The following is a 15,889-nucleotide window of genomic DNA, read 5'->3' on the forward strand; positions in this document are numbered from 1 at the left end:
GTTATGACTAATGAAGAATTAAGCCCCTTACAAAAATCCGCTTTGATTATTAAAAAATTAAAGTTAGAAGTTGAGTCTTTAAAAAAGCATCAAGACGATATTGCTATTGTTGGTATGGCTTGCCGTTTTCCTGGTAATGCCAATACGCCAGAACAGTTTTGGGAGCTTTTACAGAAAGGCCAAAGCACAGTCACTGAAATCCCTCAGGATCGTTTTGATATTTCGAGCTATTATGATGCCTCGCCTGCCTCCAAAGGCAAGATTAATACTAAATATGCTCATTTAATCACTAATCCCCTGGATTTTGACCCGGCGTTTTTTAATCTGTCCAACCGAGAAACAGAAAGCCTCGATCCACAACACCGTTTGTTATTGGAAGTAAGTTGGCAAGCCCTGGAAAATGCTGGTATTGATTTCAATCGTTTAAACGATAGCCAAACCGGTGTTTTCCTGGGAATTGGACAAATTGATTATTTGCAGCGCCAGCTGGATGAATTATCCGATGAGCAAATTGATACCTATGCAAACTCGGGTAACAGCTTTAGTTTTGCAGCAGGGCGTCTGGCTTATTATTTGGGCCTAAGAGGGCCTTGCATGGCAGTTGACACTGCTTGTTCTTCCTCTCTAACTGCTTTGCATCTTGCCTGTAATAGCTTAGCGCTTGGCGAATCCGATCAGGCGATAGTTGCTGGTGTTCAATTAATTTTATCGCCGAAAACCATGATTGGTTTATCGCGCCTGAGAGCGCTATCACCTAGTGGCTGTAGTAAAGCCTTTGCTGCCGATGCGGATGGATTTGGTCGTGGTGAAGGCTGTGGCGTTGTCATTTTGAAGCGTTTAGCTGATGCCCTCACATCACAAGACAATATTTTAGCGGTCATTAAGGCAACTCATGTCAATCATAATGGTGAAAGCAGCGGTCTTACTGTGCCTAATGGCTATGCCCAACGCGATCTAATTAGTAAGGCCTTGGAAAAAGCGCAATTAAGACCTGAGATGATTGATTACATCGAAGCACATGGCACGGGAACTGAGTTGGGTGATCCCATTGAGGTTGACGCTCTAGCTGGAATTTTTAAAAACAATAATAAGCAGTTAAAAATAGGTTCAGTTAAGGGTAATATCGGCCATTTGGAAGCGGCAGCGGGTATCGCCAGCCTAATCAAGGTTATTCTCTCTTTAAAATACGAATTACTGCCACAAAGCTTACATAGCCGGAGCTTAAATCCCCATATTGATTGGCAAAATGCCAACATAGCAGTAGTGCAAAATAATTTGCCCTGGCCTAAAACCAAGCAACAGCGCTATGCCGGGATAAGTTCTTTTGGCATGAGTGGTACCAATGCTCATGCGATAATCACGGATTATCTACCAGAAAAGCCTGCTGTGAAAAAAACACGGGCCCTGCATTTATTTACCTTGTCGGCGAAAGATGAGTGGGCTCTCAAACAAAAGGCAGGAGCTCTGCACAGTTATTTAACTGATTTTCCTGAAATCGATTTAATGGATTTTTGTTTTACGAGCAATTGCGGGAGAGCGCAATTTGCTTATCGTGCTGCGACGACTTTCAGGGAGCGATCCACACTTCTTGACTTTCTACAATCAATCCATTCAGGAATGATCAAAGCGGTTAAGGCTGAGATTAAGCCCAAGGTATTTGATGCACAACAATTAAAGGAGCAGGGAATTGAGCTTAATGGAACAACACAACGCGGTTCCATAACCGAACCAATGGATACGGAGCAACAAGGTCAATTGTTAGTGGAATTGTTTTTAAGTGGTTACAGACTTGAACTTAATGCACTCTATCCCGATAGCCAGAAATGCCTTTTACCCACTTACCCCTTTCGACACAAACCTTATTGGTATAGCAACAGAGACGATGTAATGGAAGTAAATACTATGAATGATACAGACCTTGTCTTGGAACAATTGAAAATTAATCTTGCTAAACTCTTGGGCGCTAAGCCACAGGAGTTAGATAGTAATAGTTCATTGCTGGAGCTTGGAGCAGATTCTATTGTTCTGGTTGAAGCAATTGAGATGGTGGAAAAATTATTTCAGCTCAAATTATCAGTCCGACAGTTATTTGAAGAATTTAATACGTTGTCTGCCTTAGCAGCGTATATTGCCAAGCATCGTCCGGTTAAAAAAGAGGTAATAACAGCAGTAGAAACAACGGCTATCACACCCCCTAATCCTGCTGAGGAACTCAGCCCCTCTGAGGCAAATATTAGGAATGAAGATCGAACCTGCAGCCCCTCATCATCTTCTCCCCAGGTCTGGGGAGAGGGGAAAAATGAGCTGCCCCTGCAAAGCAGTGGTGCAGAGCAGATCATCAGCCAGCAATTAAGGGTTATGGAACAATTATTTACACAACAGCTGGCCGTGCTTAATAAACAGTCAAGTACAACTCCAGTAAACAGAGCGGCGCAAAGCACTGGAAAAGCGGTAAGGGGGAAACCTGCCCCAACTTCAACAAGGCCTTGGGCGGCGATTCAAACCCAACGTCGTGAGTTAAGCAAAGAGCAACAGTCGTTCTTGGAGCAGTTTATTGCGGATTACAACAAGAGAACTAAACAATCCAAAGCGCAGATGGAACAATCGCGGCAAGTGATTGCCGATTTTCGTAATTCAGTCGGTTTCCGTTTGGAAACTAAAGAGATTCTTTATCCAATTGTTTGCAAACAAGCAGCGGGTTCCCACATTTGGGATATCGATGGTAATGAGTATATTGACTATTGCCTAGGCTATGGGGTTCATTTCTTTGGCCACAGCCCGGCCTTTCTTGATAAGGCTTTGAAAGACAAAATTTCTGAAGGTTATGCGATTGGGCCGCAATCGCATCTCTCCTTGTTAGCAGGAAATTTAATAAAAAAAATGACAGGTATGACTCGGGTTGCCTTTTGCAATTCGGGTACCCATGCGGTTGATACGGCAATTCGCATAGCAAGGGCTTATAGTCAAAAGAATAAAATCATTAGTTTCTCAAGCTCCTATCATGGTCATTCTGATCACACGCTTGCTTTTTCTCGCAAAAAGGACGATGGCTATGAGTCTTTTCCAATTGGGCCGGGTATTTCTGAAGCCTTAATTCAAGATGTTGTTGTTCTGCCTTATGCTGATGAGGCGGGTTTTGCCTATATTCGTCAGCACGCAGACGAAATCGCGGCCATACTCGTTGAACCGGTACAAAGCCGTCAACCTGATTTACAACCCCGAGATTTCCTAAAGCAATTAAGGCAGCTCACTGAGGAATGCAAGCTCATACTCATTTTTGATGAAATGGTTAACGGTTTCAGGATTCATCAGGGCGGCGCGCAGGCCTGGTTTGGTGTTCAGGCTGATATCGTCACTTATGGCAAGCTGATTGCATCAGGGCTACCGATTGGTGTAGTCGCAGCTCGAGGTGATTTCCTTGACTGTTTAGATGGCGGAGCCTGGGAATTTGGTGATGAAAGTTATCCGCAAAAAGAGACTACCTTCTTTGGCGGCACTTTTAACCAAAACCCTTTGACCATGGCCGCCGCTGAGGCTGTCCTTCGTTATTTAAAAGAAGAGGGTCCGAGTTTACAGGAAGAATTAAATCAAAGAGCCGAATCACTGGTTTCAAGGGTTAATGCCTTTTTAGGTGCCGAGGATTACCCCTTAAAAGTAGTTAATTTTGGAACCATGTTCCGTTTTACCATGCCGGGGAATGCGAGTTATTTATATCAGCCTTTGGAAATGGATTTATTCTATGCGGGGATGATTCATCGAGGGATTTATATTTGGGAAGGAAGAACCTGTTATATCTCCACTGCACATACGGAAGCTGATCTGGATTATTTTGTTGGTGCCGTTCAGGATACTTTGATGCAACTGCGTTCTAATGGCTTTTTCCCTGGAAAGATCCCTGCTGTGCTCAATGCCAGTCTGGCTTTTCCGTCGGTCAGCATTAAATCTCATTTAAAAACGATCTACGGTATTCATCAGCAAAGCACTTCCAGCAAAACACAACAGCAGACACGGTTTTGGGAGAGAAGCCAGTCGAAGTTAGCTCAATTAGGGCAGCATATCGAGGAAAACCCTGAGACAGAAAAGGCAAAACTCAAAATTGGTATTTCTTTTTTTGGGACCTATAGTAATGACTATAATGAATCCAAATATGATTTAGTCTTATCCGCTTCTCGTTTTGCTGATAGCCATGGTTTTTCTGCTGTTTGGTTGCCAGAGCGCCATTTCCATGAATTCGGTGGTTTGTCACCTAATCCTTCAGTGCTTTGTTCGGCGATAAGTCAAGTGACCCAGAACATTAACTTACGTGCTGGTAGTGTAGTCTTACCTCTCCATCACCCTATTCGAGTCGCTGAGGACTGGGCGATTATTGACAATTTATCCAATGGCCGGACGGGTATCGCTTTTGCCTCAGGCTGGCATCCTGATGATTTTATTCTTGCGCAAAATACCTATGGCCAGCAACGTGATGTCATGTTAGATGCAATTCCTGTTATTCAGGATTTATGGCGAGGTAATTCGGTTAAGGTTGACGGAGTTAAGGGTAAGCCTAGGGACATAAAACTCTATCCTATGCCTAAACAAAAGGAGCTTCCTATATGGCTCACTATTGTCAACTCCACAGACATGTATAAAAAAGCAGGGCAGATGGGTGCGGGAATACTCACTAATCTTCTGGGGCAAAGCATTGAGGATTTAAGAAGAAATATTGCTGTTTACAGGGAAAGCCTCAAGGCTCATGGTTATGCGCCTCAGATGGGGAATGTGACAGTGTTACTCCATACCTATCTCGATGCTGATGCGCAACTGGCGGTGAATACAGCGCGTAAACCCTTTTGTGATTACTTGAAGTCCTCTGTCGGCCTGTTTAAGAATTTGATTGCCAACGAGCAACTAAATATTGATGTGGATACGCTTAGTGAAGAAGATAAGGATTTCATTTTAGCCAAGGCCTACGATAACTACGTTAAAAATAGTGCCTTAATAGGTTCTCCGCAGTCAGTACAACCTATTATTAATCAACTCTATAGGGCTGGCGTTGATGAAATAGCCTGCTTTATTGATTTTGGCATTGACCCTGATAAAGCTCAAAAAGGTTTAATTTATATTAATGAGCTGAAGGATTTGCCACAAGGCGATAAAGCGATTGAATACCCGCTCACTCGCGAGCAAAGACAAATCTTTGCTTTAAATAGGATAAATCCAACAGCCTATCTCGCTTATAACGAAGCCTGTGTTCTAAAATTTAAGGGCTTATTAAATGTTGATCATTTAGAGCAGAGTATCCACTATGCTATTAAGCGTCACCCAGCATTGCGAACGGTGATCAATGAAGGGGGCTTAAGCCAGCGAATTTTAGCGGATTATAAATTCTCGCTGCTCAGACAACCGGCGAATGAGATTAACAGTCAAATAACAGCCTTTCGTGACCAGCCCTTCAACTTGAACAAGGATCTGCCCATTCGTGCTCTTTTATTAAGTTTTTCAGCGGAACAACATATCTTGGTTCTTGTCGTCAATCATATTCTTATTGACGGCTGGTCAATTGGGGTTATTTTAAAGGATATTTCGCAATACTATACTGCGCGCAGTCTGAATAAGCCTCTTAGTGTCGACGATCAATTAATGGGTTTTGATACCTTTATCCACCTGCGTCAAGAACGCCTCTTGTCTGCTGAAATGGCAACCCATAAGGAGTTTTGGCTTAAGCAATTTCAAAATGGCATCCCCAGAACACAGTTACCTTATAAGCAGCCCCTTTCTAATCAATTTTCATCGCAGGCCAGACGACAAAGTCTCCAATTCAATAGTGAGCAACTAGAATTACTTAATAGAATTGCCGGTGAACAAAAAAGTACCTTATTTATGTTGCTCTTTGCGACTTATAGTTACTTGCTGCATTTTATAACGCAACAAGAAACCATTATGGTTGGTATTCCGGTATCGGGACGTACACACAAAGATGATAATATTCTGGTTGGTTATTGTACTTATTTATTACCCATTATTTGCCATTACGAGCAGGGGGAATCCTTTCAGTCTTATCTAATGAAAATTAAGGGAACCTTACTTGATGCCTTTGAGCACCAGGCTTATCCCTTTGGGTCTTTAACGGAAGCCCTGGCTGAACAAGGGTTTAGCAATCCTAGTGAGATGATCAAAGTGATTTTTAATTTAGATCGCCCACTTAATATTCAAGCCTTAGCTCATATTGATGTTCAGATTGAAGAACAGGAGGTGCAGCATAAGGTCTTTGATTTAGATTTTAATCTATTAAATCTAGGTGACCGATTAATTCTCGATTGTGATTATCGTAGCGAGTGTTTTTCAGAGACTACTATTGCTTCTTGGCTGAGCTATTATCAAGCCATGATTCAGCTCATTCTTAACAATAATCAATTAGTATTTTCCCTCAATGATATTTTAAGCGCCGAGGAAAAAAATGAGTTAGCCAATGAATTATTCCCTTGTGTGAATATTCCTCTTGAAAACCTGTCAATCACCTCGGTGTTTGCTCAGCGGGTGGCAGAAAATCCAGAAGCAACCGCATTAATTAGTGAGCACGAGACCTGGAGTTATCAACAATTAGATGAGCAGAGTAATCAGCTAGCTAATTACTTGAGTGCGATGGGGGTAGGGCAGGGAATGGTTATAGCGGTTTTCCTTGAGCGCTCTATCGATTTAATCACTACGCTGTTAGCTATTGTTAAATTGGGAGCGGCTTATCTGATTTTAGATACTAAAAATCCGGTGAGTCGAACAGCGGCTATCTTGGAGGATGCTCTGGCTGCAATTATTGTAAGTAATAGCGAGTTGGCCGATGAGTTGCCACCAGCAAACGGCAGTTTACTCTGTCTGGATGAGCAGGCATCAGCAATTGCAACAGAGTCTAAGCAATTCGAGCTACCGACTATACAACCAGATGATCTGGCCTATATCTGTTATACCTCAGGGACCACAGGTAAACCGAAAGGCGTTATGATTGCTCATCGCGGTGTTTTACGCCTTTGCCAGAATGCTAACTATGTAAATATCAAGCCTGAGGATGTATTCATTCAATTGGCCGCTGTAAGTTTTGACGCGACTACTTTTGAAATCTGGGCTTGTTTGTTAAATGGAGCCAAACTCGTCATCCCCGATGCAGGCCTTAATTCAATGGATGGTATGGCAGAATTGCTTAGTCGCCATCAGGTAACGATTTTATGGTTAACTGCTGGGCTTTTTCAGTTATTCGTGCAACATCATTTAGAGGATCTAAGCTCGGTGAAGCAGCTTATTGCTGGTGGTGATATTTTATCCGTGGAACATGTAAACCAGTTTATTCAGCGCTATCCGCATCATGCTTTAATCAACGGCTATGGCCCAACAGAGGCAACAACTTTTGCTTGTACTTACCTTGTTTCAGCCAATCAGCGCCTTAAGGGCTCTGTTCCCATAGGGAGACCTATTAACAATACACAGGCCTACATCTTAGACGAGCGTTTAAATTTAGTTCCTAAAGGTGCCATTGGCGAATTATATATTGCAGGCGATGGCCTTGCTTTAGGTTATTTGAATGATAGCCAGCTCACTGATGAGCGTTTTATCGTAAGTCCTTACTTAAATAAACGGATGTATAAGACCGGTGATCTAGTCCGTTGCAATGAGGAAAATGCCATAGAATTTATTGGGCGTAAGGATAAGCAGATAAAAATAAATGGCTATCGTATTGAAGCCCATGATATCGAAAATGCATTTAATCAATGGGAGAAATTGAGTGCAAGCAAGCTAATGTGCATTGAAGAAGACTCTAATAAAAAACTAGTCTTATTCTATTATGATCTGAACCAAGAGCCCTTAACATCAGCTGAGTTACGAAAATATGCCTCCGGCCTTTTACCTTCTTATGCCATTCCGCATCATTTTGTTGCTATGAAGCAATGGCCGCTGACTAGTAATGGCAAAGTCGATACTAAGCGCTTACTGAAAGAGTTTTCTCTCTATGAAGAGGAAAGTCTCTATGAAGCGCCACAAGGTGATTTAGAACAGAGTATCGCTGCTATCTGGCAACAATTATTTAAGGTGGAAACCTTAGGCCGTCATAGCGATTTTTTTGCCTTAGGTGGTGATTCAATAACAGCTTTGCAGATGTCTTCCTTACTCAAAGAGGCAACCGGATACACGGTCAATCCTAATCATATCTTGATCCATCCCTCAATTAGCGAATTAGCAAGCTATCTGCAATCTGATCAACAAGAAAAAATTGTTGCTAAAGAATTGCAGGGTGAAGTCCCATTAACAGCAATACAAAGTTGGTTCTTTAGGCAGCAATTAGCTTTCCCTGATTTTTTCTTGCAAAGCATCTGCCTCGAAGTGACGCAAGACGTTGATAACCATTTATTGGCTAAGGCACTCATGATAGTCATGAGACATTATGATGCCTTTCGCCTCAGGTTTAAAAACAAGGATGGCTTATGGACACAGTATTATCTCGATCAGCAGCAACATGAGCCCTTCGTTGAACAGGTCTTTTCTTTGTTCGATTATGCAGACACTGGTATCGATAAAACATTGCAGGATTTTCAAGCTGGCTTTGATATAGAAAAGGGTCCTGTCTTTAAGGTCGCTTGCTTTATTGACTCTAAACAACAGGCAAAATACCTTGTTTTCTCTGTCCACCATTTGATCGTGGATGGGGTTTCATGGCGGATTATCTTTAATAGTTTGATGACCGTTTATGAGCAATTAGTAAAAAATGTTAATCCGAGTTTGTCGGCCTTGAGCTCCTCCTTCAAGGACTGGAGCCTGGCACTCAGGAACATGAGTTCCAGTGGTCAAGAGCAGGTAGGAGCTAGCACACCCTTAGACTTCGATTATCCGGAAGAAAAGGCTAATCAGGTAAAAGATGAACGTTTGCTGTTTCGCTCCCTGCCTCTAAAAAATTTAAAAACGATCAATCAAGCTTGCCTGCTGACTAGTGTGTTTAGAGCCTTTAAAGAGGTTTTTAACCTGGACGCACTAACTATTGATGTGGAAGGGCATGGACGGGACCTGATTTTGTCTGGTATTGATGTAAGCAATACAGTCGGCTGGTTTACCAACATTGTTCCTTTTAATGTTCAATTTAATACTCCGCAATCGATTGATGAGCAAATTTTAGCCTGTACCCAGAATTCTCTGTTGCTTTCTAACAGAGAAAATGCTGAGGTTTGTTTTAACTATCTGGGGAATATTGATCAGACGATTAGTCAGAATGCGCCGTTTCGTTTAACTAAGGAGTTAAATGCTCAGGAACGGCACGCTGAACAGCAACGTTTATATGAAATTGAAATTACTGCCCAGATTGTACAGGAACAATTGGAAATCTCGCTTTACTATCCGGCTAAGAAATTAAAGGATACGACTATTAATCTGCTGTTGGATAGCATCATTGCGCCTCTAGGCCAACAAGAGGAAATCTCTTTTAGCAAGCCTGTACCTAATCTTGCTAATCTCGTCATACCTCTTAATGCTCTAAAAAATGGGCAAGGATCGGTGATTTTTATTCCTGGAACAGGCGGTAATATCATCTATTTCCATCCGTTGGTTAAAAAGCTAAAGATCGGATTACCCTGTTTTGGTATTCAGGCTTTGGGGCTCTACGATGATTTTTCTCCACTAAATCAGATCTCAGAGATAGTGGAGACTTACATCAAAGCGATTAAGGAAGCAGGTTTAAAGCCGCCTTATCACTTTTTAGGTCATTCCTTGGGTGCTATTACGGTCTTTGAACTCGTGCAAGCGCTAAGGAAGAAAGAAGATATTGGCCAAGTTATTCTATTGGATATGATGGCGCCTACCAAAGACTCTAAGCCCAGTCATTTTCCAGTGAATAACCAGGAGTGGATTCTTTATGCTTTACGACATATGGAGCGCTATTTACAGACCCCATTAGTGATAGATACAGCAATGCTTAGCATAGCTAATTCAGAAGAGAAATATGAATTATTTAAGCAGGCTTTAGTGTCAGCAGGGGTGATTCCCGCGTCGACTAACAGGGAAGTGGTGAGAAAATTTGTTGATGTGTTAATTAATAATACCCTGGCTTATAAAAATTACTGCCCGACTGGCAAAGCAATGCACCCTCTCCATCTGGTTAAAGCCTCGGAGATACATGATGACGATTTTAGGCCTGAGGTGCTATTGCATAGCCCTGATTGGGGATGGCAACAATTTGCTGATCGGGTTGTTGTTCATCAAATGTCATTAGGGGATCATTTATCGATCTTTGCTGAGCCTGCTGTTAATCAATTGGCAGAAATTATTGAACAAATTTTTGCGCAGGAGATAGTAAATGCCTAATCAGAACTATTATTTAAGACAAAATGTGGTTGCAGAACCCTTAGTCAATCTTTGGTATGCTTGGAGCTATATTATCTCGCCGGCAACCGCAGCAATGGTTTTTACTCAAACGCATATGAAGATTATGGAAAGCTATCTTAAATCCCCGCAGATGCATCAAATAGCCTGTAAAAATCCTGAAAATATTGGCGGACCTTTTATTGATTATCCTGAAATACGTACTGAAGAAATCGGTCAGTTATTTGAGCAAACTAAGGAAAAGATAGGGCATCATGCCATGTTCGCCGATGCCCTGAAACAACTAACGACGATGCTAGCAGAGCATCCTGAAGGAATGTCTTTAGAACCTCTGTATGTTGATCTTCCTGAAGTCCTTAAAGGTTATGTTGAACTTTACTATGATGCAGCGAATCAGCCCCATTTTCGTTTTATCGAGGCCTTGCTCTATCATGGGAAGCTTGCGACAACTTCGATGCAATCAATGCTGTTATCGACTACCGATAAGGACTATCGTCCTTTTTGTCTTAGTACGCCCCGATTGCCAAAAGACTCGGAAGTACACTTGAATTTGCCCTTTTCAGATCCCTTATATGACCGATTATTTCAGGCCAGGGATTTGCCCTTAAATGATGAGGAGTTAGTAGAGCTATCGCAGCAGCTGGGGCTTAGTACTAAGCAGATAAATCATTTATTTACCACAGAACAACCCGCTAATCGTTATCAGGCTATCGACAATGAATCTGAGGTTAGAGTCCGTTATTTTGGCCATGCTTGTATTTTAATTGAATCTAAGGCATGTAATATCTTGGTAGATCCTGTAATCAGTTATGAATATCCAAGCGATATTGAACGTTTTACCTATGCGGATCTGCCGCCTAAAATCGATTATGTATTGTTAACGCACGCCCATCAGGATCATGTTTTACTAGAGCATTTATTTCAGTTGAGACATAAAATTACTACTGTTGTAGTGCCTGCCAACGGTGCAGGGATGCTTCAAGATCCCTCATTAAAATTAATGCTTGAATCGGTGGGATTTAAATCAGTCATCAGTTTAGGTGAGTTAGAGAAAATAAATATCCCTAATGGCTTCATTCAAGGCCTCCCTTTTTTAGGCGAGCATGGCGATCTTCATATTCAAACCAAGATTGCTCATTTTATTAACATAGAAAATAAAAAGATCTTATGTGCGGCTGACTCGAATAATTTAGATCCTGCACTTTACGATCATTTACAGCCGATTGTTGGCGATTTAGATCTTTTATTTGTCGGTATGGAATGTGATGGTGCTCCACTAAGCTGGCTTTATCAAGCTATTTTGCTAAAGCCATTGAACCGCAAAATGGATCAATCCCGGCGTTTAAACGGCTCCGATTTTGTCAAAGCAAAATATATAGTGGATACCTTTAATTGCAAACAAGTCTACGTTTATGCCTTGGGCCAGGAACCTTGGCTCAATTATGTGATGAGTGTCAATTACACTGTTGAATCAGCGCCTATCGTACAGTCTGAGCAACTCATCGAGTACTGCCAAACGCGAAACATTCTTGCTAAACGTTTATTTGGCAAGCACAGCATAGGACTCAACTCATGAGCTCCACTTTAAATTATGCACCTGACAAATATGTTGCGATTAATGACTTGTCTATTCGTTACAGAGCGTTCGGCGATGGCAGCGAGACTTTGGTCTTAATTCATGGTCTGGGCGCTTCTTTGGAGCATTGGTATCAGCTCGCACCTTTACTCGCTGAAAATTACAAGTTGATTCTTTTAGATTTGCCAGGGGCAGGACGTTCTGCTAAACCGAAGCTTCACTATTCCATTTCGTTCTATCTTGAATTATTAGAGCAATTCATGGCAAAGCTAAGTTTGGAGCAGGTTAGTTTGCTAGGTCATTCTTTTGGCGGAGGATTAGCACTGCAATATGTCTTGGAAAAGAGAGCAGGAATTAAAAATTTAATTTTGTTATCTAATGCCGGATTTTCAAGAAAAATAAAACTCTTATATCGTTTATTAACTATCCCCTTACTTAATAGGATATTAACTACCCTCAATCGCAACGGAGTGCGTGATAGTTTGCATATGAATGTTGTCGACAATCAAACCATTGAAGCTCATTTTATCGACGAGATGTACGCCATAAGCCAGCTACCGGGTTTTGGCCATGCTGTCCGTTCTTCCCTAGCGCCTCGTCTAATATTTGGGGGATTAAAAAGACGATTTATAAAAGGATTAATACAAAACTCAATGAACTATCAATCCCTACTTTAGTCTTATGGTGCGATAGTGATCCTGTTTTGCCCTTTGAGTGGCAACAGTTGAATTTGCAGAAACTACCGAATGCAAAAGTTAAAGTTATCAATAAAGCTGGACATTTACTCTACCTAGAACAGCCGAAAGAGGTCGTGAAAAATATTAAAGCGTTTTTATCGCCGAGATAAATCAATCTCGTAATTGCCTATTAAAGCCAATGCTTGATCCAGGGGATGCACCCGTTCATAATGAAACTAGGTATTACTATCAGTTCGCGTGAGCTATTCTTAGCGAGACACATCATTTGGCAAGAATGAATGTTTGTTCGATTCTGTGTGATAGCATTAATTTTTTTTCAAAGTATAACCAAGTTATTGCAAAAGATTGAACGCACGAAGCAAAGAGAAGCGATTATGAGTAACCAACAGTTTCCTGCCATTCATACCTACGAAGATTATGAAAAACTAAAGCGACATATTGAGGACGATATTGTTAGGGCAGTAATTCACCAAGAGCAATTACCCGAAGCTTTATTGACGTCCTTTTCTGAAGGAACGAATATTGTTTTTGCGTATGGAAAAGACAAAGTCATTAAAGTTTTTCCTCCTTTCCATCGCGATCAATTTGACAGTGAGCGATTGGTGTTGGGACACTTAGAAGGAAAACTGTCGATAAAGACTCCCAGGCTTGAGTACGAAGGGGAAATAGAAGGTTGGCCTTACCTCATTATTAGCAGAGTGGAAGGTACTCTTTTGGAAACTCTTTGGCAAAATATGGAGCACAGCAATAAAGTTGTCATTATTCACGAGCTAGGAGCTCTTATTCGAGAAGTGCATGCTTTATCGACTGATGGACTTGAGGTCATCGATTGCCATTGGCCGAAATTTATTGAAAAACAAATAACGAATTGTATAGAACAACATCGAGCCAAAGGACTTTCTCAGCCTTTGCTGGAACAGCTACCTGCTTACCTTAATTCAATTAAAGAGGAATTACCGAAGTTCGAAAAGCCAGTTCTCTTAACTGGAGAATATACCCCTATGAATTTTTTAGTAAACCAAGTGGATGGTATTTGGCATATCTGTGGATTGATCGATTTTGGAGATGCAATGCTGGGGTTACCAGAATATGACTTGCTTGGTCCTGGTGCGTTTCTTATACAGGGTGATAAGCAATTACTACAAGCCTTTTTGGCAGCTTATGGGTATTTGTCCCATGAAATGACAGAGGTATTAAGCCATCAGTTAACTGCACTTATGCTACTCCATAAGTATAGCAATTTAAACATTCAGGTAAGAGTTCCAAATTGGCAATCTAAAGTGCACAGCATGAAGGATTTGGAAAATTTAGTTTGGGGTTTTTAACCAGTAGACATCGTTAGATTGTAAACGAGCAACAAATAATCGTTCGATTCCACCGGAAAAGAACCCTTTTTGGTTTAAAAGATATATGCATAAATATTTAGGTGAATGTTATTGCGGAGCAGTAAAATTTTATTGTGATGGTGATCCATTCTTTACTCAATATTGTCATTGCAACAAATGCCGTGAAGTAGCATCGCAATCAAAAAGGGATGCTGATAAGCAAGGTTATGCATGGACAGCAGGATATTTAAAATCACGTTTTCACATCACAGCAGGGATAGATAAACTTGATGAAATGATTAGAAACAATGCAAGGCTATTCCTTTGTAAATCATGCCATTCTCTTATTTACGGTATCTCTCTTGATCCAAACCAACAGGAGGGTATAGGCATTAATGCAACTAATTTTCATTTTATAGGTTCAATGCCAGAATCATTTAAACCAGTCAGGCATATTTGGTATGGGGATAGGATTGTTAATTCTGATGATAACTTACCGAAATTTAAAGATGCTCCCAAAGAACAATTTGGTTCAGGTGAGCTCTGGTCTTAATCGGGAGATGAGAGGGTATTCTCGGGTACTTTATTTTCTGTTGTTAATGGCGATATATATCGTGTTCATTCTTATCGCCTGTGTGATTCGAAAAAGACAATAGGGATAGTCTAGTATTAACAGAGCAATCCAAAAGAGTGAGAATTTTAAATGAAATGGGAAATGAGTGATTAATCATGAAAGTAGAAGGGAGCTCTCAGTTGTTAAAAATCGTTACTATTTCTGTTGGAATTATTGTCTTGTTGGTTTTATTAATTAATTTCGCGGTGAATTTTGTTGCAAATCGTTTGGTACACTCAATGTTCAAACCCGAAAACCCCAATGTCACCAACCTCTATTTTATTTTGGATGTTAGAGCTTTTCCCTACCCTAAAATTACTGTGAATGACTTAAATTACCAATATCAGGGAAAAATCGCACTGAGTGTCGACAAAGCCTACCTTGACTTTTCACTGTTAGATCTCTTTAGAAAGCAATTGCACATCTATAGTATTCATGCGGACAAGGTTTTCTTAAATTTACCCAATTTTCCTAAACCGGAAGAAAAACATCAAAATGAGGAGAATCGTACTGTTCTCTCACAAGATAAAAATCCAGTAAGTCAAACCCCAATGAAGTCTACCCATGTCAGTGTAGATAAGATTGATTTAAATGATTTAAATATTATTTATGCAACTAAGGCGGCTCCTATCCATATCGCTACCATTAAAATTGATCAATTCTCTTCTGATAAAAAGCAATTTCAAATCGCTGTGAATAGTGCGTACAAAGATCAACTCATACAAGGTGATGCGACACTGCGTTTTGAAAAAGGGTTATTCGATTTTGTAGGGAAATTTACTCTTGCAAATAATCAAATCGAGGTGAATTCTCACTATCAACAACAGCATCTGAATGGCCAAATAAAGGCGACGTTTAACAATCCCCAGGCCTTGGAGTCGATAATAGGAATTAGTGCACAGAAATTACCCATTCTAATGGAGGCAATGTTGCAAGGAAGTAATCAGCAACTAACCGTTGCTCCCATTCAGATCCAGTATGCAACCGGTATGATTCAAGCCGATTTCAATCTCAATACTGGACAACCTATCGAAGCAAACCTCACTATTCCTGAGCAGCTGTTGGAGCAATTAGCCGCAGGCGAACCGCCACAAAATTGCCCTTTACCGTTTACAGCCACTGAAATAATAAAAGGGATAAGCATGAACCTGCAAATGATAATAGTCCCAATGAATACGAATCAAAGCGCGAAAAAAAATCTAATTCAAATTAATCCTGCCGGAATAAACCTTGAAAACGGCGTATTACCTCCCAATTTGCAGCAGTATTTTCTTTCTTGTTTTAATTATCAATTGCGAAAGGATATTATTCTTAAGAGAAACCATATTTTTTCGAATTAACT

Annotated in this window: 7 protein-coding genes; all 7 read left to right on the top strand. The window is 40.8% G+C overall.

The features are described 5' to 3' along the window. Positions 1-3: 3 nt before the first annotated feature. The 7 genes from B5D33_RS04630 to B5D33_RS04660 all read left to right on the top strand — a co-directional run bounded on the left by B5D33_RS04630 (position 4) and on the right by B5D33_RS04660 (position 15,887). Positions 4-10,317 (top strand): non-ribosomal peptide synthetase, encoded by a 10,314-nt coding sequence (locus B5D33_RS04630; protein WP_058452896.1) that lies wholly within the window; start codon positions 4-6, stop codon positions 10,315-10,317. Continuing rightward, positions 10,310-11,911, top strand: coding sequence for an MBL fold metallo-hydrolase (locus tag B5D33_RS04635; RefSeq protein WP_058452897.1), 1,602 nt, complete (start codon positions 10,310-10,312; stop codon positions 11,909-11,911). Before B5D33_RS04630 ends, B5D33_RS04635 begins: the two co-directional genes overlap by 8 nt. Next, positions 11,908-12,588, top strand: coding sequence for an alpha/beta fold hydrolase (locus tag B5D33_RS04640; protein ID WP_058452898.1), 681 nt, complete (start codon positions 11,908-11,910; stop codon positions 12,586-12,588). The genes B5D33_RS04635 and B5D33_RS04640 overlap by 4 nt, the downstream gene beginning before the upstream one ends. Continuing rightward, entirely contained in the window at positions 12,576-12,758 is a 183-nt protein-coding gene (locus tag B5D33_RS17040; protein ID WP_411550294.1) for an alpha/beta fold hydrolase, read from the top strand. The genes B5D33_RS04640 and B5D33_RS17040 overlap by 13 nt, the downstream gene beginning before the upstream one ends. 225 nt (positions 12,759-12,983) lie before the next feature. Next, positions 12,984-13,934, top strand: a complete 951-nt coding sequence (locus B5D33_RS04650) for a phosphotransferase family protein (RefSeq protein WP_058453064.1) — start codon at positions 12,984-12,986, stop codon at positions 13,932-13,934. Positions 13,935-14,019: 85 nt separating this feature from the next. Then, positions 14,020-14,487 (top strand): GFA family protein, encoded by a 468-nt coding sequence (locus B5D33_RS04655; RefSeq protein WP_058452899.1) that lies wholly within the window; start codon positions 14,020-14,022, stop codon positions 14,485-14,487. 200 nt (positions 14,488-14,687) lie between these two features. Beyond that, complete coding sequence (locus B5D33_RS04660) at positions 14,688-15,887, top strand: AsmA family protein (protein ID WP_139364743.1); 1,200 nt, start codon at positions 14,688-14,690, stop codon at positions 15,885-15,887. Positions 15,888-15,889: the final 2 nt, after the last annotated feature.

The organism is Legionella maceachernii (genome assembly GCF_900167045.1).
Classification (GTDB): Bacteria; Pseudomonadota; Gammaproteobacteria; order Legionellales; family Legionellaceae; genus Tatlockia; species Tatlockia maceachernii.

Bases quoted from the DNA above. Each gene is read 5' to 3' on its own strand.
- B5D33_RS04630 (WP_058452896.1), top strand. From the start codon at position 4: ATGACTAATGAAGAATTAAGCCCCTTACAAAAATCCGCTTTGATTATT.
- B5D33_RS04635 (WP_058452897.1), top strand. From the start codon at position 10,310: ATGCCTAATCAGAACTATTATTTAAGACAAAATGTGGTTGCAGAACCC.
- B5D33_RS04640 (WP_058452898.1), top strand. From the start codon at position 11,908: ATGAGCTCCACTTTAAATTATGCACCTGACAAATATGTTGCGATTAAT.
- B5D33_RS04650 (WP_058453064.1), top strand. From the start codon at position 12,984: ATGAGTAACCAACAGTTTCCTGCCATTCATACCTACGAAGATTATGAA.
- B5D33_RS04655 (WP_058452899.1), top strand. From the start codon at position 14,020: ATGCATAAATATTTAGGTGAATGTTATTGCGGAGCAGTAAAATTTTAT.